We start from the raw sequence: 22,091 nt of genomic DNA on the forward strand, positions 1-22,091 counted from the left end.
GGCAGTCTGCTGGTCATTATCCCTCACATGCGGTTAATGATGCCTGGTATAAAATTATTCGACGGTCTGAATGAAAGCATATTCGTTATTCTGGTTGCGACGATGCTTCATCTCCACCAGGCTTTTTTGAGGCATAGATAATGGAACAATATGACCATATTGGCATCCGCATGGATCGTTTGCCACTTTCATCTTTTCATTACCGGATATTCGGCATCATCGGACTGAGTTTATTAATTACCGGTTTTCTCAGTTACTCGGGAAATGTCGTGCTGGCAAAACTGGTCAGTAATGGTTGGTCAAATAATTACCTTAATGCGGCGTTCACTTCCGCCCTGATGCTTGGCTATTTCATTGGCTCGCTGATGGGTGGGTTTGTTGGTGATTATCTGGGGCGACGCAAGGCCTTTCGCATCAATTTGCTGCTCGTTGGTTTTGCCGCCACCGCCGCCACCCTTTCCCCGGACATGTACTGGCTCATTTTCCTGCGCTGCCTGATGGGCACCGGGATGGGGGCGCTGATTATGGTGGGGTACGCTTCTTTCACCGAATTTATTCCTGCGGCTATCCGTGGCAAATGGTCCGCACGCCTGTCGTTTGTCGGCAACTGGTCACCGATGCTCTCGGCCGCTATCGGTGTGGTGGTGATCGGTTATTTGAGTTGGCGGGTCATGTTTTTACTGGGCGGGGTATCGATGCTGGTCGCCTGGTGGCTGTCGGGGCGTTATTTTATTGAGTCACCGCGCTGGCTGGCGGGGAAGGGCAAAGGCGATGTTGCACAGAAGGTGGTATGCGAGATTGAGCAGCAGGTTAGCCGGGAGAAAAACATCGTCCTGGCGGAGATGAAACCCGTCGTGCATCAATCTGCCGGGGCGGAAGAAGGCAGTTTCTGGCAGTTGTTCCACGGCGATATGCTGCGCAGAACGCTGGTGGCAATAACGGTGCTGGTGGCAATGAATATCTCGCTCTATACCATCACTGTGTGGATCCCCACGATATTCGTTAACTCGGGGATTGATGTCACCAAATCGATCTTTATGACCGCTATTATTATGATTGGTGCCCCCGTAGGGATCTTCATTGCCGCGCTGATTATCGATAAATTTCCGCGTCGCTGGTTTGGTTCTATTCTGCTGCTGATTGTGGCGGTGCTGGGTTATTACTATTCGCTGCAAAAAGAGGAGTGGGCCATTTTACCCCTCGGTCTGGTGCTTATTTTCTTCCTCTACATGTATGTCTGTTTCGCCTCGGCGGTATACGTCCCCGAATTATGGCCGACGCATTTGCGCCTGCGAGGTTCCGGTTTTGTGAATGCGGTAGGGCGTATTGTCGCCGTCTTCACCCCATACGGCGTGGCTGCATTATTGACCCACTACGGCACCTGCGCGGTCTTTTCGGTATTAGGCGTTATGCTGTTTTGCTGCTCGTTGATTCTGTTTCTGTTTGGGATTGAAACGCGGATGGTATCGCTGGAAGAGATTTCGGATCTGTCGTAAATATGTCGTCCGGCTTGTGGACCGGACGACAGCATCAGGCCTGGGTTTCCTGCCAGTCGACCAGCGTATAGAGTGTTGCGCCTTCAGCGGCCATCTCCATAAAGGCGTGGGCGCTGTCTTGCGCATTGATGTTCACCCCACGACAACCGTCGGTAATGACGTTGACGCGATAGCCCAGTTTCAGCGCATCCAGGACAGTGAATTTCACGCAATAGTCGGTGGCAAGCCCCACGATGGTTAACTCAGCAATGTCGTGCTGACGTAACCAGTCATCAAGTTCGGTTTTCTGCCGATGCCCGTTATCAAAAAAAGCGCTGTAGCTGTCGATAGCCGGGCTTTGCCCCTTGTGAAACACGGCGTCGATGGCTGAGGCTTTCAACAGGGGATGCAACGCCGCGCCTTCGCTGTGCTGTACGCAATGGTCCGGCCAGAAGGTTTGCGCCAGGCCATCAAGCATACCTTGTGAAAATGGCGCAACCTGGTGCTGACTGGCGAAACTGCCGTGGTGAGCCGGATGCCAGTCCTGGGTCGCCAGCACAGGTTCGCCGCGTGCCTGGCACCAGTCGATCAGCGTGTTCGCCACATCGACAGTGCTGTCGCCTTCCGCCACAGCCAGCGCGCCGCCTGCACAGAAATCATTTTGCAGGTCGACCAGAAGCAAAGCGCGTTGTTTCATCGGCTTTTCCTTATTCGTCTGCGGTGAGCTCACCGCGCAGGTTCTGCGTCATGGCGCTGCGAATCGCCGCGGCGTCCAGTTCCTGACTCAACAGATAATGCAGTTTAGTCAGCGTGGCTTCTACTGTCATATCCGCCCCGCCAATCACGCCCGCATGCGCCAGCGCGTTACCGGTGGCGTAGCCGCCCATATTGACCTTACCCGACATACACTGCGTCAGGTTGACCACCACAATGCCGCGAGCGCTGGCTTCCTGTAACTCTTTGAGAAACTCCCCGTTTTGTGGTGCATTACCCACGCCATAAGAGCGCAAAATCAGCGCTTTCACGGGCTGGCGCAGAAAGTTTCTTACCACGTCTGCCGAGATACCCGGATAGATCGTCACCACGCCAATCGGTTGCGGGGTGATCGGATGAACAACCAGCTCGCCGTTACCGTGTGGCGCAGACGGGGTATTAAGGCGGCGAATATGTATTCCCGCTTCCAGCAGCGGCGACAGGTTCGGCGAGGCAAAGGCGTCAAAGCCGTCCGCATGTGCTTTAGTGGTGCGATTGCCGCGATAGAGGCGGTTGTTAAAGAACAGCGTCACTTCGTTAATCGGGAAGTTGGCTGCCACGTACAGCGAATTGAGCAAATTAATCTGTCCGTCGGAACGCAGTTCTGCCAGCGGGATTTGCGAGCCTGTGACGATAACCGGCTTACTCAAATTTTCCAGCATGAACGACAACGCCGAGGCGGTGTATGCCATGGTGTCGGTGCCGTGCAGGATCACAAAGCCATCATAATCGTCGTAGTGGGCTTTGATATCGTCAGCAATATGCTGCCAGTCTTCCGGCGTCATATCGGAGGAGTCCATCAACGGATCATATTCGTGGATGGTGAAATCAGGCATTTCAGGGCGATGGAATTCAGGCATCAACGCCAGTTGACGCTGCAGGTGACCGGAGACGGGAACGTAGCCGTGTTCGGAACGTTGCATACCGATGGTACCGCCAGTGTAGGCAACATAAATCGATTTTTTTTGCATGATTGAAAATGTGTTGTTACAGAGTGGGGGGATTATATACGCAGTGAATGAATGATACAGCGAAAGCGCAAAGAAAAGGCGGAGCCAGCGTGATGCCGATCTCCGCCTGAATACAAAACGTTCAGTTCGTTAGCGAATGTTGGCGCAGGTCAGGCAAAACGCGTAACGGTTTTGCGGATCGTTAAACGCCGCCAGTTTATCTGTTTCAGCTTTGACCTGAACTGCCGCATTGGCCAGCGGCGCAGGCAGATACGCCTGCAATGCCTGTGGCAACATGGCGCGTACGGAACCTGACATGCTGTCCATCACGCGATCAAAGAATGAGGGTTCATCCTGATACCAGTCCACATGCCACTGTTTGAGTTTCGCCAGCTCAGCCGCTTTGTTTAGCGCATCGTCGAAATCACCCAGCCCGTCGACCAGCCCGTTGGCTTTCGCATCCTGGCCAGTCCAGACATGGCCCTGCGCGATTTTATCAATCTGCTCCGGCGTGCTGTTACGCGACTGAGCGACCAGCGTGATAAAGCGTTTATAGCCGTTCTCAATGCTGATCTGCATCATCTGCTGAACTTCCGGCGGCAGCGCTTTGGTCACGCTGACATCCGCCAGCGGAGACGTTGCCACGCCGTCGGTATGCACGCCAATGCTGTCGAGGCTGTTTTCCAGCGTATTGATGACGCCGAAAATACCAATCGATCCGGTCAGAGTGCTGGCATTTGCCACGATGTAATTCGCAGGCGTTGAGATCCAGTAACCACCGGATGCCGCCATACCGCCCATCGAGACCACGACCGGTTTGCCTGCCGCACGGGCCGCGGCCAGTTCAGAACGAATCACTTCCGAGGCGCTGACGCTGCCGCCAGGGCTGTTAACACGCAACACAATGGCTTTCACTTTCGGATCCAGACGCGCGTCGCGGATCTGCGACGCAGTGGTATCCCCCCCCACATTCCCCGGGGTTTCGTTACCGTCCATGATCGCGCCGTTCGCAAAGACCACAGCTACGGCGTCGCCCATATCGCTCGGTTTTTTCAGCTGATAATCGTAATAGCTGATGGCGCGGAAATTCTTGTCTTTGTCATCCCAGCCAAACTGTTTGGTCAGCGCTTTTTCCGCATCGGCGCTGGAACCCAGCTCGTCCACCAGTTTGTTATCCAGCGCGTATTTCGCTGTATCGCCATCTACTTTACGCAGACCGTCCAGCACGCCTTGTGCGCCAGGGAAAATCTGTTGCGCGGTAACCTGACGGTTTGCGGCAATGGTGTTGAGATAATTTTGCCAAAGTTCGCCCACCCAGCGGCTATCTGCATCGCGTGCGGCCGGAGACATGTCGTCGCGGATAAACGGTTCAACGGCGGATTTATAGGTGCCGACGCGGAACACATGGGTACTGACTTTCAGCTTGTCGAGCAGGGATTTGTAATACAGGCCGTTGGTGGCGAAGCCATGCAGATCAACCACCCCTTGCGGCGAGAGCCAAATTTTATTGGCGAAGCTCGCGAGGTAATACTGCCCCTGGCTGTAGTTATCGCCTACCGCATAAACCGGTTTACCACTGTCGCGGAACTCGCGAAGTGCCTTACCGATATACTGCATTGACGGTTGATCCGCCCCGGCAAAGTTTTTCAAATCGAGCACAATCCCGGTGATATTTCGGTCTGATTGCGCCTGACGAATGGTGTCGACGATGTCGAACAACGAGTTTTCCTGCAGGCGGTCGGAGCTTGCGCCAAAGAACTGGCGACCCAGCGCGCCGAGTCGGTTACTGGCGGAGGGTTTGTCCACGACCACGCCGGTAATATCCATCAACAACGCACCCCGGCTGGCATGTTCTGCTTTGCTGTCGCTAAACTGCATCCACAGGCCCACGCCGACCAGTACCAATAAAATAAAGAACAAATTGAGCACCAGATTGCGGATAAAGTTCAGCAATCGCCATGTCCACTTAAAAAAAACGGCAATAAAGCGCCAAAGGGTTCGCATGTATTCTCCCTGGTTAGTAACGTTTGCCGCTGCCCTGAGCAGCAAGTGTGGTTATCCTAATTAGCCTGGCTCCTGTTGTCAGCAGGAATCGCTGCCGGTGCTGTAACAAAATCTACGCACGTGTTAATTTTAGGAACAAATTTCAATACAGGAGTTTAACTAATGGATGCACTTGAACTGCTCGTCAACCGCCGTAGCGCTTCCCGGTTGGCTGAACCGGCACCGACAGGCGAACAACTGGACAATATTATCCGTGCGGGGATGCGCGCACCGGACCACGGCACGCTGCAGCCGTGGCAATTTTTCATTATTGAAGGCGAAGGTCTGGCCCGCTTTGGCAAGACGCTGGAGCAGGGTGCTGTCAGCGCCGGGCTGGACGAAAAAGCGGTAGAAAAAGCCCGGACTTCACCGTCGCGCGCGCCGATGATTATCGCCGTGGTGGCGAAATGTGAAGAGAATCCGAAAGTGCCGCAGTGGGAGCAACTGCTCTCGGCAGGCTGCGCCGTAATGGCGATGCAGATGGCGGCGCTGGCACAGGGTTTCAACGGGATCTGGCGTACCGGTCCATTGACCGACAGTCCGGTGGTCCGCGACGCGCTGAACTGCCGCGCACAGGATAAGATCGTCGGTTTCTTATACCTTGGCACCCCGCAACTCAAAGCCTCTACGACCATTAGCACACCGGATACCACGCCTTTCGTCCGTTATTTCTGATACTTGCCGGTAAAACTGTCTGGATTGTGAGCGAACTGCCGCAATTCGGACAGTCACGCTTATCATGCAACGTTTTGGGCGTTACCATAGCCGGATTGTCCTGACAGGAGTTGTCCATGAACGAACAAGGTATTCGTCTGACGCAATACAGCCACGGAGCGGGTTGTGGTTGTAAAATTTCCCCTAAAGTGCTCGATACTATCCTGCATAGCGAGCAAGCGAAGTTTATCGACCCGAACCTGCTTGTGGGGAACGAAACCCGCGATGACGCGGCGGTCTACGATCTCGGCAACGGCACAAGCGTTATCAGCACAACCGACTTTTTTATGCCGATTGTCGACAATCCTTTCGACTTTGGTCGTATCGCTGCCACTAACGCGATTAGCGATATTTTCGCCATGGGCGGCAAACCGATCATGGCGATTGCAATTTTAGGCTGGCCTGTCAACAAACTGGCGCCGGAGATTGCCCGGGAAGTGGTTGAGGGTGGTCGCCATGCCTGCCGCCTGGCGGGTATTGCTCTGGCGGGCGGGCACTCTATTGATGCACCGGAACCCATTTTCGGGCTGGCGGTGACGGGCGTTGTGCCAACCGATCGCATCAAGAAAAACAGTACCGCGCAGGCGGGCTGCCGTCTCTTCCTGACCAAACCACTGGGCATTGGTGTGCTGACGACCGCCGAGAAAAAATCGCTGTTAAAACCCGAGCACATTGGGCTGGCAACGGACGTGATGTGCCAGATGAACCTGGCCGGTGCCGCGTTTGCGGGCATCAGTGGCGTGAAGGCGATGACCGATGTTACCGGTTTTGGTCTGCTGGGGCACTTGAGTGAAATGTGCCAGGGTGCCGGCGTGCAGGCGCAAATCTGGTATCAGGATGTGCCGAAATTACCCAGTGTTGAAGAGTATATTGCGCTTGGCGCAGTACCGGGCGGCACCCAGCGTAATTTCGCCAGCTACGGTCATTTGATGGGCGAGATGCCGGATGCGGTGCGCGATTTGCTCTGCGACCCGCAGACTTCTGGCGGTCTGTTACTGGCAGTGAGCCCCGAAGCCGAAGGCGACGTTTACGCCACGGCGGCAGAATATGGTATTACCCTTGCGGCGGTGGGTGAGCTGGTTAGCGCACGCGCAGGGCGTCCGATGATTGAGATCCGTTAAGCCAATGCGGTTGTTTATTGCCGAAAAACCCAGTCTGGGCCGCGCCATTGCGGATGTGCTACCCAAGCCACATCGCAAAGGCGACGGCTATATTGAATGTGGCAACGGGCAGGTGGTGACCTGGTGTATCGGTCACCTGCTGGAGCAGGCACAGCCGGATGTCTACGACAGCCGGTATGCGCGCTGGAATCTGGCGGATCTGCCGATCGTGCCCGAAAAATGGCGGCTGCAACCGCGTCCCTCAGTTACCAAACAGATTAATGTGATCAAGCGGCTGCTCGCCGAAGCGACGGAAGTCGTGCACGCGGGTGACCCGGACAGAGAAGGGCAGTTGCTGGTTGATGAGGTGCTTGATTACCTCGAACTGTCACCGCAAAAGCGTCAGCAGGTCCAGCGCTGCCTGATTAACGATCTTAACCCCCAGGCGGTGGAGCGGGCGATCTCTCGCCTGCGCGCCAACAGTGAGTTTATTCCTCTGTGCGTCTCGGCACTGGCCCGTGCACGCGCCGACTGGCTGTACGGCATCAATATGACTCGCGCCTATACGTTGCTTGGACGTAATGCCGGGTATCAGGGGGTACTTTCCGTTGGACGCGTACAGACGCCGGTCCTTGGGCTGGTGGTGCGCCGCGACGAAGAGATCGAGAACTTCGTGGCAAAAGATTTCTTCGAAGTGAAGGCGCATATTGTCACCCCGGCCGGGGAGCGGTTTACCGCCCTGTGGCAGCCGAGCGATGCCTGTGAGCCTTATCAGGATGAAGAAGGGCGCTTGCTGCACCGCCCGCTGGCCGAGCATGTGGTCGCCCGTATTACCGGGCAACCGGCGAATGTTACCGCGTATAACGATAAGCGGGAATCGGAGCCGGCGCCGTTACCTTTTTCGCTTTCGGCACTGCAAATTGAAGCCGCGAAACGCTATGGCCTGAGCGCGCAGAACGTACTCGACATCTGCCAGAAGCTCTATGAAACCCACAAGCTGATTACCTATCCGCGCTCGGACTGCCGCTATTTGCCGGAAGAACATTATGCCGGGCGTCATGCGGTGATGAACGCAATTGGTGCCCATGCACCGGATCTTCTGCCGCAACCCGTGGTGAATGCCGATTTGCGTAACCGCTGCTGGGATGACAAAAAGGTGGATGCCCACCACGCCATTATTCCTACCGCGCGCAGCACAAAGGTGAACCTGAGCGAAGGTGAAGCCAACGTCTACAATCTGATTGCGCGTCAGTACCTGATGCAGTTTTGCCCCGATGCGGTGTTCCGTAAATGCCAGATCGACCTGGATATTGCCAACGGCAAATTTATCGCCAAAGCGCGTTTCCTTGCCGAAGCGGGCTGGCGCACGTTGCTGGGTGCCAAAGAGCGCGACGAAGAAAACGACGGCACGCCGCTACCGGTCGTGGCGAAAGGCGACGAACTCCTGTGTGAAAAAGGTGAGGTTGTGGAGCGTCAGACGCAACCGCCGCGCCATTTCACCGATGCGACATTGCTGTCGGCGATGACCGGTATTGCCCGCTTTGTGCAGGATAAAGATCTGAAAAAGATCCTGCGTGCGACGGACGGTCTGGGCACCGAAGCCACCCGCGCCGGGATTATCGAACTGCTGTTTAAGCGTGGTTTTCTCAGTAAGAAAGGGCGTTATATCCTCTCGACCGACGCCGGACGCGCGTTGATCCATTCTCTGCCGGAGATGGCTGCCAGGCCGGATATGACCGCGCACTGGGAGTCTGTGCTGACGCAAATCAGCGAGAAGCAGTGTCGTTACCAGGACTTTATGCAGCCGCTGGTTGGCACCTTGCATGAGTTGATTCATCAGGCGCGCAATACGCCAGTGCAGCGGTTTCGGGGAATCAGCGCTCCGGCAGGTGAGAAGAAAAAAACAGCGGGTAAACGCACAACGCGCAAGCCACGTAAAGACGACCCGACACCTCCACAGCCTGCTGCCTGAGGCTCGTTTAGCGGTAAGACATCAGCAAATGCATAAGAAGAGGGGCAGTCACGGTAGAATCACCGTGATTTTGCCCAAAGATGACGTTAACTTGCACAATTCGTAAAAAGACGTGATGGTGTCGTCTTCCTGTCACAGCTAAACGGGATTATTATGCGCGCGAACACAGACCATTGAGTAGCAGGACTGGAAAATGAGCGAGCAAAAAGCAATAGAAAAAAGCGAAGTACGTATCCCCGCCACTGTGCGCAACGCGCATTCCGATCGCAATGAAAAAATGTTCAACGAGCTTACCGCGGATGAGCAAATCGCGATCATTCTTAAACGTCACAGGGAAATTGTCTCATCGCTGGTGGTTAACTGAACGCCTGATGAGATTGCCCGGCGGCTTTGCGCTTACCGGGCATGGAACATGCAAGCCGGGTCGACGCAGCGCCGCCCGGCAAAATGACTTAGATAAGCCCCTGACCGATCATCGCATCCGCCACTTTCACGAAGCCCGCAATGTTTGCGCCACGGACATAGTGAGTCTGCTTCGCTTCGCCGCCATACTCCACACAGGCCTGGTGAATATCCAGCATAATGTGGTGCAGACGCGCATCCACTTTTTCCGCTTTCCAGCCAAGACGTGCGGCGTTCTGCGCCATTTCCAGGCCTGATGTTGCCACGCCCCCGGCATTCGCCGCTTTACCCGGCGCAAACAGGACGCCTGCTTCCAGGAACAGATCGGTTGCCGCAATCGTGGTGGGCATATTGGCGCCCTCTGCCACCGCTTTCACGCCGTTGGCGATAAGCGTACGCGCGGCATCGACATCCAGTTCATTCTGGGTGGCACACGGCAGAGCGACATCGACCGGCACTGACCAGGGTTGTTGGCCTTCGAGGTATTGCAGGCCAAACTCACGGGCGTAATCCGCTACGCGCCCATGCTGCTGCTCTTTAATTTCAATCAGGCGCGCCAGTTTTTCGGTGGTGAAACCGGCTTCATCAACCACGGTACCGTTAGAGTCAGAGGCGGTTATCACGCGGGCGCCAAAAGCCATCGCTTTTTCGATAGCATACTGCGCCACGTTACCGGAGCTAGAAACGGCCACGCGCAGACCTTCCAGACCCATACCATGGCGTTTGAGCATCGCTTCGGTGAAATACACCAGTCCGTAGCCGGTGGCTTCCGGGCGGATTAAGCTGCCGCCGAAGGAGAGACCTTTACCGGTGAACACGCAGGCAGTGTTGTTGGAGAGTTTTTTCATCATCCCGGCCATAAAGCCCACTTCTCGCGCGCCCACACCCATATCACCCGCCGGGACATCGGTATCCGGCCCCAGGTGGCGATACAGCTCGGTCATCAGCGACTGGCAGAAACGCATCACTTCCGCATCGCTCTTCCCTTTTGGATCGAAATCGCTACCGCCTTTACCACCGCCCATCGGCAGGGTGGTAAGGGCATTTTTGAAGGTCTGCTCAAAACCAAGGAATTTCAGGATCGACAAGTTGACGGACGGGTGGAAACGCATGCCGCCTTTATACGGGCCAATGGCAGAGTTGAATTGCACACGCCACGCACGGTTAACCTGCACCTGGTTTTTGTCGTCTACCCACACCACGCGGAACTGAATAACACGTTCCGGTTCAACCAGTCTTTCCAGCAGGGATAGCTGACGATAGCGAGGGTTTTGTTCGAGAAAAGGCCACAGCGTGGTCATTACTTCACGTACGGCCTGAGCGAATTCAGGCTGATGCGGATCGCGCTTTTGAACGTGGGAAAGAAACGATTCAAGAGAGCATGTCTGTTCCATAGATATAAGAGCCTCTTATGTTGATAGTCCGATTTTATTGGTTGTTGTGAGCTAAAAATTCAGCGTTTTTCGACTATAACATCCGGAATATGGCGTAAAGCAAGCAAAAATAGTCCAGCGGTATCAAATTAATAATGGGTGGCTTGTCATAATAAAAACCGATGAAGAAAGAAAATGCGGTTCGGTAATAGAGATACGTTATAGTGATAAAAGGTTCTATTCAGGAAGAAAATGCTATGAAGCGTTCACTGTGGGTATGGGGTTGTGTACTGATGTTGGTTTCAGCGGGGGCCAGTGCGGAGAGACGCCTGTCGCCGGATGTGCAGGTGAATGTTCCACCGGAAGTGTTTACCTCTGGTGGTCAGCAGAGTTCGCAGCCCTGTAACCAGTGCTGCGTTTATCAGAATCAGAATTACACCGAAGGGGCGGTTATTAAAGCCGAAGGGGTGCTGCTCCAGTGCCAGCGCGATGAACGCACCGTTTCTACAAACCCGCTGGTCTGGCGGCGCGTGAAGCCATAAACGCCTCCAGCAGAGGGATATCGGCAGGCGCAAGCGGCCAGTTAAAGGCTTCCTGTGGCGCGCACCAGATGAGCGCCGCGTGGTGATGACGGGTCAGTGTGCCGGTGAAAGTCGGCACATGCCAGGCATGCAAATTGATTATGCGCCCGGAGACCTCCCGCTGGTGGCTGGCGATGTACGCCGCGGGCACGGCTTCAATGCCCAGCTCTTCGCGAAGCTCGCGTATTAATGCGTCTGACTGGCTCTCTCCGGCTTCTACCTTCCCGCCAGCAAATTCCCACAGCCCTGCCTGATCGCCTTGTTCCGGACGCTGGGCCAGCAAAATCTGGCCATCGCGCTCAATAATCGCGGCGACAACCTCAATCGTTTTAAGCATGGTTATCCATTGTTGTGATGCAAACTCCACTCATACCAGCCGCCATCATATACTCCGATGTTCGTCCAGCCCATGGCGCGCGCGCAGATAAACGCCAGTGAGGCCCGCCAGCCGGTTCCGCAGTAAAAAGCGATGTGCTGGTCTGCGGTAATATTCCACGCTTCCCACATGGCCGTGACGTAATCCGCGCAGCGTAAGGTTGCATCCGGATTAAGGAAATCCTTAATACCATCTTTTCCGCGTCCGCCACGTCCCCAGCGCGCACCGGGGATCTCGCCACAGGCATCAATATAATCATAACCACTGGTCGCGCCGGAAAACTCAGCCCACGAGCGAACACTCACCATCGAAGCATCCTGACGGTTGAGTAGCGCCCGTGCCTGCGGCAGGGAAAGCATCAATTGAGGCTGAGCAGGGAGCGGTGCGCCAAAATCACAAGCGGACGCGATGGGTCGCGCATCGCCGGATGCAACCGGAAAACCGGCGTAAAGCCATGCCCGCCAGCCACCGTCCAGCAAACGCACATCTTCCACCCCGGCGTACAACAGAATATGGGCCACGCGCGCCGCGGCAAGCGGGGTACGGCTATAGAGAATGACCGTGGTATCGCAGCGAATGCCGTGCGCGGCCAGCACGTTACGCAACGCCTCAGGAGCAACCACGTTCCACAGGGGCTCGCTTTCCAGCTCGCCTGTATCGAGGTAGTCCGCGCCGGGAATATGCCCTTGCCGGAAGGTATCGCGCACGCCCCAGCCCGCTTCAATCACCGTCCATTTACCGACGGGTTTTTCGCTGACCTGGCGATGAGCGATCAGCGCGTTAAGCCAGCATGCCGGGACGAGTTGATGAAAACCGGGCAAACGTTCGAGGGGACAAGCGCAGGAGAAGGCGTCGCTGATACGCCATGGCGCATAGAGTCCCTTCTGACGTAACCAGGCCTCTACCGCGGCGTTGTCTTCCGGCGCGCCATAGAGCGCGATGCGGGTTTCGGCGCTTAACGGGCGCAGGGCAGACCAGGCGTCAAACTGTGCGTCCGTCATCTCGTCCAGCCAGGAAGCGGCAAGATTACGCGCACCGGATACATGGCCGGATGTACCGTGCAGCGCATCCGGCCAGCCGTTGTACAAGGCGCTATTGCGAGTATCGATAACCACGCCATTATTCTGGCGGAATTGGGAAAGTGTGATGTTTTGAGCCATAGCGTGGCAGGTCCAAAGAGGGCGGTCATAAACATGACCGCCATAATGGGAAAATGACGCTTATTCGACGTTAAATGTAGCCCATACCGGAGCATGGTCGGAGGGTTTATCCATACTGCGGATATCGTAGTCGATGCCGGTTTCGATGCAGCGCTCTGCCAGCGGTGAGCTTGCCAGCAGCAGGTCTATACGCAGGCCCCTGTTGTCATCAAACCCTTTGGAGCGGTAGTCAAACCACGAGAAACGCTCGTTATTGTCCGGATTCGCCGCACGCCAGGTATCCACCAGGCCCCAGTTAATCAGGCGATCCATCCATGCGCGTTCTTCCGGCAGGAAGGAGCATTTACCGGTACGCAGCCAGCGTTTACGGTTGTCTTCGCCGATGCCAATGTCCAGATCGGTAGGGCTGATGTTGACATCACCCATAATCAGCACCGGATTTTCTTTTTTCAGCTCGGTTTCAATGTAGTTTTGCAGGTCCTGGTAAAACTTCTCTTTTGCCGGGAACTTGGTCGGGTGGTCACGGCTTTCCCCCTGCGGGAAATAACCATTGATAACCGTGATATTACCCAGCGGAGAGGGGATTTCCGCCATGATGATGCGGCGCTGGGCTTCCTCACCGTCGTCCGGGAAACCGCGACGAATGGAGACAGGCGTCGCTTTGGTCAGCAGCGCCACGCCATAGTGCCCTTTCTGCCCATGATAAAAGACGTTGTAACCGAGTTTCGCCACCTCTTCGAGCGGGAACATGTCGTCGTGGACTTTCGTCTCCTGCAGGCCAATCACGTCGGGCTGATGCTGCTCGACAATCGCTTCCAGTTGATGGGGACGGGCACGCAGGCCGTTGATATTAAAAGAGACAAATTTCATAGTCGCCGCCAGATTGCTGTGGGAATGTGGCAGGGATGTTAGCAGATAATGACAACGGATGCCTATGAGAATGGGCAGGGGGCCGGCCTGTCTGTAGATGGGGCAAAGCATTTATTAAACCATACATTGCCCACATGCCATCGCTACGCTGAACTTACTGGTTCATCAGCCTTTTCACCTTTTATTGCCATACTGTTCGCTCCCCCATCTCACCATCCCTTCCAGCATCTGTTTTAATAACGTCTGCAATTGAGGGGCGCGGGTCTCAGACCAGGCGTAGGGCGGCGTTTCATCCATATAATTCACCTGCGCTAATTCAAGCTGCACGGCGTGGATATCGGCAGCGGGCTGCCCGTAAGCACGGGTGATGTAACCCCCTTTAAAACGCCCGTTAAGCACGTGGCTGAACTGCGACTGTTGCTGGCAAATCCCCGTCAGCACATCACTCAATTCGGGCGAGCAACTGGCGCCATTATTGGTGCCAAGGTTTAAATCGGGTAACTGGCCGTCAAACAGTCGCGGGATGACCGATGCAATGGAGTGGGCATCAAACAACAGCGCATAGCCAAACTGCTGCTTAATCCGTGCGAGCTCAGCCTGGAGGCGTTCATGATACGGCTGCCAGATTTGCGCCAGATAATCCTGACGCCGGGCATCGGTCGGGGTCATTCCGGGCTTAAAGGTATCGCGACCATCAAACAGGGTATCGGGATAGAGGCCCGTCGTTGCCGTGGTGTAGAGCGGTTTGTCATCAGACGGTCGGTTCAGGTCGATAACAAAGCGGGAATAATTGCCGACCAAAATACTGGCCCCGAGCGCGAGGGCAAAGTCATACAGGCGGGGGATATGCCAGTCCGTATCGCCCAGTGGCTGTGCCGCCTCGCTAAGACCCTCGGCGACCTCCGGCGTCAGGCGTGTTCCGGTGTGGGGAATACTGATCAGCAGCGGCGATGAGCCCGCCGTGAAATCATAGGGTGCGGTGATAGCTGAAAGACTCATAGGTCATGTTTTCCTCGTACATTTCCGCGATAGACCACCGTGCAGGGCAGCTCACCGCCCAGCCAGTAGACCAGCTCAGCCGGTCGCGAGAGCGGCCAGTGGATAAAATCGGCGACTTTGCCTGGCGCCAGCGTACCGTGAGAATCCTGTAAACCGAGCGCGCGGGCGCCGTGACAGGTGATCCCGGCCAGCGCCTCTTCCGGCGTCAGGCCGAACAGCGTGCAGCCCATACTCAACATCAGACGCAGTGAGAGCACAGGGGACGTGCCGGGGTTGGCATCGCTGGCCAGCGCCATCGGCACCCGGTGCTGGCGGAATAAGGCCACCGGCGGCTGCTGCTTTTCGCGCAATAAATAGAACGCGCCGGGTAACAACACGGCGACGGTCCCGCTGGCCGCCATGGCGATGGCATCTTCTTCGGTGGCATATTCCAGGTGATCGGCCGACAGGGCGCCATGGCGGGCCGCGAGTGCGCTGCCGTGCAGTGAGGAGAGCTGCTCTGCATGCAATTTCACCGGCAAGCCCAGGGCTTTTGCGGTGGTGAATACCTTCTCAACCTGGGCCGGAGAGAACGCCAGATGTTCGCAAAATGCATCGACTGCATCGGCCAGCTTTTCCCTTGCGACAATCGGTAAAAGGGTGTCACAGACAAGGCTGATATACGCATCAGCCCGGTCTTTGTATTCGGGTGGGAGCGCATGGGCGGCAAGGCAGGTCGATACAATGTCAACCGGCAAGCGGGTCGCTAATGCGCGAATCACCCGCAGCATTTTCAGTTCGCTGTCGATGGACAGCCCATAGCCCGATTTTATCTCAACGCTGGTGACGCCTTCTGCTAACAGCGGGCGCAGGCGGAATAACGCCGATTCGATCAGCTCCTCTTCTGTCGCCTGACGGGTGGCGTTAACCGTGGAGATGATCCCACCGCCGGCAGCGGCAATCTGCGCATAACTCACCCCGTTCAGCCGTTGCTCGAACTCACCGCTGCGGTTACCGCCAAAGACCAGATGGGTATGGCAATCGACAAAACCAGGCGTAATGATCCCGCCTGCAAAATCGTGCTGTTCGGCGTCGGGGAAGGGAGGGCAATCGGCGGCCGGGCCGAGCCAGACGATTTTTCCGTCAGTGACAGCAATCGCACCGTTTTCTATCTGGTTGTAGTGTCCATTTTGCATCGTGACCAGCGTGGCGCCACGCCAGACGCTATCGCAACGGGCGGGTGGCGTGGCGGAAAACGACAAAGATTCGGCTAACGACATGACAAACTCCGGGTTGGATTTATCTTGTATAGACAATTAAAGTCAACCTAACGCATAACCGTAAACGCGGCAAGGCGAGCAGAAAGAGTTTTTTCTTATTGCTGGTGAGATTACATATCAGGAGACACAGCGGCCAGAAAAGCCGCTATGGGTAAAGCGGGGTTAGCCGTGGCTGGTGAAGCGGCCAAATAGCTGATAGCGCGAACCGGGGTAAACCAGACGGGCAGAGGTGACGATGCGGCTACCGCTCCAGGTACGGCGGTGGATCAGCAGACAGGGTTCGTGCTCCTCCAGTTGCAGCAATTCACGCTGCTCGTCGCTGGCGCTGACCGCTTCAACCCGATGTTCACCGGCTGTGAGCGGCGATATTTCCATCAGATAGGTGTAGGGCATCTGCTTATTGAAGACCTGACGCAGATAATCCGGTGCGGCGACCGGGTTAACGTAGCGGTCTTCGATTTGTACGGGGACATTGTTTTCGTAATGGACGATCTGCGAATAAAACAGTGTGTCGCCGGGCGCGATACCCAATTGCATGGCCTGATCGGCATCGGCCTCGCGGGCTTCACACACCAGAATCCTGCTGTCGTGGCGATGGCCGCGCTGGGCGATTTCATCGGCGATATTATGCACTTCGAGCATCGGCGTGTAGGCCTTCGCTTCGGCAACGAAGGTGCCGACACCCTGCATGCGGATAAGAAAACCTTCGCTGGTCAGTTCACGCAGCGCACGGTTAATTGTCATCCGGCTCACGCCAATCTCGTTGACCAGTTCACTTTCCGACGGAATACGTTGATGGGGCTTCCAGGCACCGGAGCGAATCTGGCCGATGATAGCCTGCTTCACGCGCTGATAAATCGGGGCAGGGGTATCACTCATGGCAGCGGCAAGCTCAGACAATGCCTGCCGGGTCACGCCGTGTTGTGCTACACCGTTCGGTGAAGGCTCCGACATTTTCTTACCTCTCAAAAAATCCACAGGTATCAGGAACGTTTCCCCAACGTCCGGCCATGTCCACCGTGCAGGGGAAAAGCGCACATTGATGAAAAAACGAAAATAGTAAAAAAAACACGCTGCAAGTTTACAGCCAATTCAGGCATATGTATATGTATAGACAAATTGGTCAAAGGTTTGGCAGTGGTCTGCGCAACGGTGCTCAGACATTGCTTTTCCCCGTTCAGGAACGTTGTTATGCCTGCATATTTTGCTCCACGTGTCTTGCTCGCTACAGGTTGGGCACACAATGTCCGACTGGAGGTTGATGATGTCGGCATGCTGACCGCCATCACGCCTGATGCTACTTCCGATGGCAGTATCCCGCTTTCCGGCCCGGTGGTGCCGGGGATGCCAAACCTGCACTCTCATGCCTTTCAGCGCGTGATGGCCGGGCTTGCGGAGGTGGCGGGCGACCCGCAGGACAGCTTCTGGACCTGGCGGGATCTGATGTACCGCATGGTGCAGCGCCTGACCCCGCAACAGGTCGGCGTGATTGCCCGCCAGCTCTATATCGAAATGCTCAAAGGCGGCTACACCCAGGTCGCCGAATTCCACTATCTGCACAATGACATCAGCGGCAAACCCTATGCCGATCGTGGTGAGATGACCGCACACCTGAGCGCCGCCGCCGGGGATGTGGGCATTGGCCTGACGTTATTGCCGGTGCTTTACAGTTATGCCGGGTTTGGCGGCCAACCCGCTCAGGACGGGCAAAAACGCTTTATTCAGGATGTCGACAGCTATCTGGAGCAGCAGGCGATCATTGGGCGACAGATCAACGGAAAACCGCTGCAAAACCAGGGGCTGTGCTTTCACTCCCTGCGTGCGGTTACGCCTGAACAAATGGAGCAGGTGTTACGCGCCAGTGACCCGACGCTCCCGGTCCATATTCATATCGCCGAACAGCAAAAAGAGGTCAACGACTGCCTGAACTGGAGCGGCCAGCGCCCGATCAGTTGGCTGTATGATCATCTGGACGTGGATGCCCGCTGGTGCCTGATCCACGCGACCCATGCGGATGCCACCGAAGTGACAAAAATGGCCCACAGCGGTGCGGTGGCCGGATTGTGCCCAACCACCGAAGCGAACCTTGGCGACGGTATTTTCCCCGGCGTTGACTATCTGGCGCAGGAAGGACGCTGGGGCATCGGCTCGGACAGCCATGTCTCGCTCAACGTGGTGGAAGAGTTGCGCTGGTTGGAATATGGCCAGCGGCTGCGCGACCAGCGGCGTAACCGGCTGGTCGCTGCGGGGCAAACGCGGGTAGGGGATGTGCTTTACACGCAGGCGTTGTCCGGTGGTGCGCAGGCCTGCGGTGTCCCGTTGGGGCAACTTTCGGTCGGTTATCGCGCCGACTGGCTGGTGCTTGACCATCAGGACCCTTACCTGGCTGCGGCAAGGGACAACGAGCTGCTTAACCGCTGGTTGTTTGCCGGTCACGCCGGGCAAATTCGCGATGTCTATGTTGGCGGCGTGGCGCGGGTTATTGACGGGGTTCATCCTCAGCAACAGGCCGCCGCGGCTGATTTTCTGCATCTGTTGCAACAGCTTTCTCAGGAGAACGCATGAACAACTGGCATCCGTTTTCCCTGGGGGCGTTGCCGGTAAGTCGCTGGCGCAATGGCGGGGGAGAAACCCGCGAGATCATCAGTTGGCCGCAGGGTGCGGCGGAATTTGACTGGCGCGCCAGCATTGCCACTATTGCCGCCGATGGCCCGTTTTCCGCCTTCCCCGGTATTGATCGCTCGATAACTTTACTGAGCGGAGAGGGGGTACATCTGTCCGATGGCGGGCAGCTTAGCCACCGTCTGAGCACGGTCGGCGCACCGTTTGCTTTCAGCGGCGACCTCTCACTCAGCGCGCATCTGCTGGGCGGTATGACAATGGATTTCAATCTGATGACCCGCCGCCATGTTTGCGCCCCTCGCGTGGTCGTCCTGCGTGAAAGCGGGACAGTCACCGCAGAGAAAGGCGGTGTGCTCTACGCCATTGAGGGTGAGTGGCAACTGCCGGACGGGACCCGCTTTGGCAAGGGCGACGGTTTCTGGTGGTCGACGAGCGACAGACAAGCGCAGGCGCAGTGGGCTATTTCGTCGTGTGCGCAAACCCATCCCGGGCAGGGGCTGCTCTTGTGGGCCGCGGTCACGGACTAACCCGGAGCAGAGTGCACTGAAATAGCGCGCCGGGTGCACTACTTTGATTCGTCAGGCCCACGGTCAGTGGGCGAAAGCAACGATAGGGGCGCTCTTCCGGACTGGCACAAAGCTTGCTTTATCTTTCTCGGCTTAATTGTATAGACAAGAATATACAGTAGCGTCATTCGCCGGTGGCATATTGCTGCGCAGGCATTCCCGAGACAGGTAATTTGGCAGGAGTGGCAGATGAGCAACATGATTTCCAGGACTGTACTAAAGCGTTCGTTATCTCTGTTAGGGCTGGCAGTCGCGTTAGGCGGTGCGGCTAATACAGCACTGGCGGCGGATACGCCGGTGGCGATTGGGATTTCCGGCTGGACCGGCTTCGCGCCGCTGACCCTTGCCGATAAAGCGGGCATTTTCAAAAAGAATGGTCTTGATGTCACCCTGAAAATGGTCCCGCAGCAATCCCGTCATCTGGCGATTGCCTCCGGTTCGCTGCAATGCGCCGGGACTACGGTTGAAACCTATCTCACCTGGAATGCCAGCGGCGTGCCTGTTAAGCAAATTGTCCAACTGGATAAATCCTACGGTGCGGATGGGATTGCGGTACGCAGCGGTATCAATAGCGTGGCGGACCTGAAAGGCAAAACGATCAGCGTCGATGCGCCCGGTACGTCATCGTATTTCCTGCTGGCGTGGATCCTCGATAAAAACGGCATGACGATGAAAGACGTCAAGCTCGCGACCTTAGGGCCGGATGCCGCCGCGCATGCGTTCATTGCCGGGCAGAACGACGCTGCCGTAACCTACGAACCGTATCTCTCCAACATCCGCCAGAGCCCGGATAAGGGCAAAATCCTGACCACCACGCTCGACTACCCGATGGTGATGGATACCCTTGGCTGCACGCCGTCCTGGCTGGATAAAAACCCGAAAGCGGCCCAGGCCCTGGTCAACAGTTATTTCGAAGCGCTGGACATGATCAAAGCCGACCCGGATAAAGCCAATGAAATCATGGGCGCGGCGGTGAAAGAGACCGGCAAACAGTTTGCCGAAGAGTCCAGCTATCTGCGCTGGCAGGATCGCGATGCCAACAAAAAATTCTTTAGCGGCGAAATCGTAAGCTTCACCAATGAGGCGGCACGGCTGCTCACAGAGATGAAAATTCTGCGTAAAACGCCGGATATCAATACGTTGTACGACGCGAAGTACGTTACTCAGCCATGAAGGACCACGATATGAACAGTCCTGTCAGTCAGGCCGCGGACTACGCCAGCAAGACCACGACAGACTTACGCGAGCCGGCTCCCCTGCCGGCAAGCAAAAAGGTCTGGCATAACCCGATGATGGTGCCATTACGCCCCGTTGCGCCCCGTCATCGCTGGTTTCTGGGCTTCTGCTTCTTTGTGCTGTTTTTCGCCTTGTGGGCGCTGGTGACCTTTACCGGCCTGGTGGCGCCGACCTTCCTCGCAAGCCCCGCCAGCATGGTGCAGGAAGGGGTATTACTGTTTACCGATTTCGATTTCACCACCGATATCGGCATGACGGTAATGCGCGTACTGGGTGGATTTGTCCTGGCCTGCGTTATCGCCGTGCCGCTGGGCATCTGGATGGGCTCGTACAAGCTTATCGAAGCCTTCTTCGAGCCGTTTGTCTCGTTTTGCCGCTATCTGCCAGCCTCCGCGTTTGTGCCTCTTTTGATCCTGTGGGCCGGCATTGGTGAAATGCAGAAGATCCTGGTGATTTTTATTGGCTCTTTCTTCCAGATAACCCTGATGGTCGCTGTCGCCGTAGGTGCCGCGCGTCGCGATCTGGTCGAAGCGGCCTACACGCTGGGGGCAACCAATAAAAGCGTGGTGCGGCGGGTGATTATTCCCGGTGCGGCACCGGAAATCGCCGAACTTTTGCGTCTGGTGCTCGGCTGGGCCTGGACCTATGTCATCGTGGCGGAGCTTATCGGTTCATCCAGCGGGATAGGCCATATGATTGTCAACAGCCAGGCGTTACTCAACACCGGGCAGATGATCTTCGGCATTATCGTCATTGGCTGTATCGGCTTGCTCTCCGACCTGTTGTTTAAAGCGGTCAACCGCCGCCTGTTTGTATGGAGCTCTCTGTAATGAACTATCCGAAGCTGAGCGTTCGCCAGGTAGAGCGTGTCTTCACTGGCCCGAAAGGTGAAAAAAACCAGGCACTGTTGCCGGTGGATTATCAGGTCAATGAGAACGATTTTATTACCATTCTCGGCCCTTCCGGCTGCGGCAAATCGACGCTGCTGCGTATTGTCGCCGGGCTGGATCAGCCGACACGCGGTGAAGTCTGGCTGGATGGGGAACTGGTCGATGGCCCCGGTGCGGATCGCGGCATGGTGTTCCAGAGCTATACGCTCTTCCCCTGGCTGACCGTTGAGCAAAATATCCGCTTCGGCTTACAGGAGCGAGGCGTGAGTAAAGCGGCGCAAAAAGAGCGCAGCGACTACTTTATTAATAAGGTCGGTTTGCGCGGTTTTGAGCATCACTTCCCACGGCAACTGTCAGGTGGTATGCAACAACGTACGGCTATTGCCCGTGCGCTGGCGAATGACCCGAAAGTTTTGCTGATGGATGAACCCTTCGGCGCGCTCGATAACCAGACGCGCGTGATGATGCAGGAGTTACTGCTGTCAATATGGGAGTCATCGCGCAAGACGGTGCTGTTTGTGACGCACGATATTGATGAAGCCATTTTTATGGCCAATAAAGTGGCAATTTTCAGCGCGCGGCCGGGCAGAATCAAAACCGAAGTGGCGGTCAACTTCCCGCATCCGCGTGATTACACCTTAAAGACATCGCCGGAGTTTATGACGCTCAAAGCGCGGATAACGGAAGAGATCCGCACCGAAACGCTGCAAACCCTGGATCATTGATCGCTATTTTTTGCGTCGTGTTGCC

21 protein-coding genes are annotated in these 22,091 nt (G+C 56.1%); 11 read left to right on the plus strand and 10 right to left on the minus strand.

Going from position 1 to position 22,091, the window contains the following annotated elements; translation table 11 throughout:
- The first annotated feature begins 140 nt into the window (after positions 1–140).
- Positions 141–1,496: an MFS transporter gene (locus ACS0RQ_RS11145; RefSeq protein WP_271849013.1), complete on the plus strand. Its 1,356-nt coding sequence runs from the start codon at positions 141–143 to the stop codon at positions 1,494–1,496.
- 34 nt (positions 1,497–1,530) lie between these two features.
- On the opposite strand, the gene pncA is transcribed toward ACS0RQ_RS11145, so the two are convergent.
- The 3 genes from pncA to sppA all read right to left on the minus strand — a co-directional run bounded on the left by pncA (position 1,531) and on the right by sppA (position 5,182).
- Entirely contained in the window at positions 1,531–2,172 is a 642-nt protein-coding gene (pncA, locus tag ACS0RQ_RS11150; protein ID WP_271849012.1) for a bifunctional nicotinamidase/pyrazinamidase, read from the minus strand.
- Positions 2,173–2,182: 10 nt separating this feature from the next.
- Entirely contained in the window at positions 2,183–3,199 is a 1,017-nt protein-coding gene (gene ansA, locus ACS0RQ_RS11155) for an asparaginase (RefSeq protein ID WP_271849011.1), read from the minus strand.
- Positions 3,200–3,328: 129 nt separating this feature from the next.
- On the minus strand, positions 3,329–5,182 hold the full coding sequence (gene sppA / locus ACS0RQ_RS11160; protein ID WP_071195397.1) for a signal peptide peptidase SppA: 1,854 nt from the start codon (positions 5,180–5,182) through the stop codon (positions 3,329–3,331).
- 162 nt (positions 5,183–5,344) lie between these two features.
- Between sppA and ACS0RQ_RS11165 the strand changes: the two genes are divergently transcribed.
- From ACS0RQ_RS11165 to ACS0RQ_RS11180, 4 genes are all read left to right on the plus strand, one after another.
- Positions 5,345–5,896, plus strand: a complete 552-nt coding sequence (locus tag ACS0RQ_RS11165) for an NAD(P)H nitroreductase (RefSeq protein WP_271849010.1) — start codon at positions 5,345–5,347, stop codon at positions 5,894–5,896.
- A gap of 116 nt (positions 5,897–6,012) precedes the next feature.
- Entirely contained in the window at positions 6,013–7,056 is a 1,044-nt protein-coding gene (gene selD / locus ACS0RQ_RS11170; RefSeq protein ID WP_271849009.1) for a selenide, water dikinase SelD, read from the plus strand.
- A gap of 4 nt (positions 7,057–7,060) precedes the next feature.
- On the plus strand, positions 7,061–9,007 hold the full coding sequence (locus ACS0RQ_RS11175) for a DNA topoisomerase III (protein ID WP_271849136.1): 1,947 nt from the start codon (positions 7,061–7,063) through the stop codon (positions 9,005–9,007).
- 193 nt (positions 9,008–9,200) lie between these two features.
- Entirely contained in the window at positions 9,201–9,371 is a 171-nt protein-coding gene (locus tag ACS0RQ_RS11180; protein WP_158276515.1) for a hypothetical protein, read from the plus strand.
- An 88-nt stretch (positions 9,372–9,459) separates the two neighbouring features.
- Here the strand turns inward: ACS0RQ_RS11180 and gdhA are convergent, their stop codons facing one another.
- Positions 9,460–10,803: an NADP-specific glutamate dehydrogenase gene (gene gdhA / locus ACS0RQ_RS11185; protein WP_334633076.1), complete on the minus strand. Its 1,344-nt coding sequence runs from the start codon at positions 10,801–10,803 to the stop codon at positions 9,460–9,462.
- 236 nt (positions 10,804–11,039) lie between these two features.
- Between gdhA and ACS0RQ_RS11190 the strand changes: the two genes are divergently transcribed.
- On the plus strand, positions 11,040–11,324 hold the full coding sequence (locus tag ACS0RQ_RS11190; protein ID WP_041851651.1) for a YnjH family protein: 285 nt from the start codon (positions 11,040–11,042) through the stop codon (positions 11,322–11,324).
- On the opposite strand, the gene ACS0RQ_RS11195 is transcribed toward ACS0RQ_RS11190, so the two are convergent.
- The 6 genes from ACS0RQ_RS11195 to hutC form a co-directional block, all read right to left on the minus strand.
- Positions 11,287–11,700, minus strand: coding sequence for a pyrimidine (deoxy)nucleoside triphosphate diphosphatase (locus ACS0RQ_RS11195; protein ID WP_103245549.1), 414 nt, complete (start codon positions 11,698–11,700; stop codon positions 11,287–11,289). The genes ACS0RQ_RS11190 and ACS0RQ_RS11195 overlap by 38 nt on opposite strands.
- 2 nt (positions 11,701–11,702) lie before the next feature.
- A complete protein-coding gene (locus ACS0RQ_RS11200; RefSeq protein ID WP_271849008.1) occupies positions 11,703–12,899 on the minus strand; it encodes a rhodanese-like domain-containing protein in 1,197 nt (398 codons plus the stop codon).
- Positions 12,900–12,959: 60 nt separating this feature from the next.
- On the minus strand, positions 12,960–13,769 hold the full coding sequence (gene xthA / locus ACS0RQ_RS11205) for an exodeoxyribonuclease III (RefSeq protein ID WP_271849007.1): 810 nt from the start codon (positions 13,767–13,769) through the stop codon (positions 12,960–12,962).
- Between the two features lie 174 nt (positions 13,770–13,943).
- On the minus strand, positions 13,944–14,768 hold the full coding sequence (gene hutG / locus ACS0RQ_RS11210; protein WP_271849006.1) for an N-formylglutamate deformylase: 825 nt from the start codon (positions 14,766–14,768) through the stop codon (positions 13,944–13,946).
- Positions 14,765–16,027, minus strand: coding sequence for an imidazolonepropionase (hutI, locus tag ACS0RQ_RS11215; protein WP_271849005.1), 1,263 nt, complete (start codon positions 16,025–16,027; stop codon positions 14,765–14,767). Before hutI ends, hutG begins: the two co-directional genes overlap by 4 nt.
- Before the next feature lie 162 nt (positions 16,028–16,189).
- Positions 16,190–16,981: a histidine utilization transcriptional repressor HutC gene (gene hutC / locus ACS0RQ_RS11220; RefSeq protein WP_271849004.1), complete on the minus strand. Its 792-nt coding sequence runs from the start codon at positions 16,979–16,981 to the stop codon at positions 16,190–16,192.
- A 237-nt stretch (positions 16,982–17,218) separates the two neighbouring features.
- On the opposite strand from hutC, the gene ACS0RQ_RS11225 reads away from it, so the two are divergent.
- From ACS0RQ_RS11225 to ACS0RQ_RS11245, 5 genes are all read left to right on the plus strand, one after another.
- Positions 17,219–18,592, plus strand: a complete 1,374-nt coding sequence (locus tag ACS0RQ_RS11225) for a formimidoylglutamate deiminase (protein ID WP_271849003.1) — start codon at positions 17,219–17,221, stop codon at positions 18,590–18,592.
- Positions 18,589–19,176, plus strand: a complete 588-nt coding sequence (locus ACS0RQ_RS11230) for a HutD/Ves family protein (protein ID WP_271849002.1) — start codon at positions 18,589–18,591, stop codon at positions 19,174–19,176. The genes ACS0RQ_RS11225 and ACS0RQ_RS11230 overlap by 4 nt, the downstream gene beginning before the upstream one ends.
- 228 nt (positions 19,177–19,404) lie before the next feature.
- A complete protein-coding gene (locus ACS0RQ_RS11235; protein WP_041851642.1) occupies positions 19,405–20,388 on the plus strand; it encodes an ABC transporter substrate-binding protein in 984 nt (327 codons plus the stop codon).
- A gap of 11 nt (positions 20,389–20,399) precedes the next feature.
- Positions 20,400–21,281 (plus strand): ABC transporter permease, encoded by an 882-nt coding sequence (locus tag ACS0RQ_RS11240; RefSeq protein ID WP_041851641.1) that lies wholly within the window; start codon positions 20,400–20,402, stop codon positions 21,279–21,281.
- On the plus strand, positions 21,281–22,066 hold the full coding sequence (locus ACS0RQ_RS11245; RefSeq protein ID WP_165158420.1) for an ABC transporter ATP-binding protein: 786 nt from the start codon (positions 21,281–21,283) through the stop codon (positions 22,064–22,066). The genes ACS0RQ_RS11240 and ACS0RQ_RS11245 overlap by 1 nt, the downstream gene beginning before the upstream one ends.
- Positions 22,067–22,091: the final 25 nt, after the last annotated feature.

This window comes from Phytobacter diazotrophicus, from assembly GCF_052061655.1.
In the GTDB taxonomy this organism is placed as follows: Bacteria; Pseudomonadota; Gammaproteobacteria; order Enterobacterales; family Enterobacteriaceae; genus Phytobacter; species Phytobacter diazotrophicus.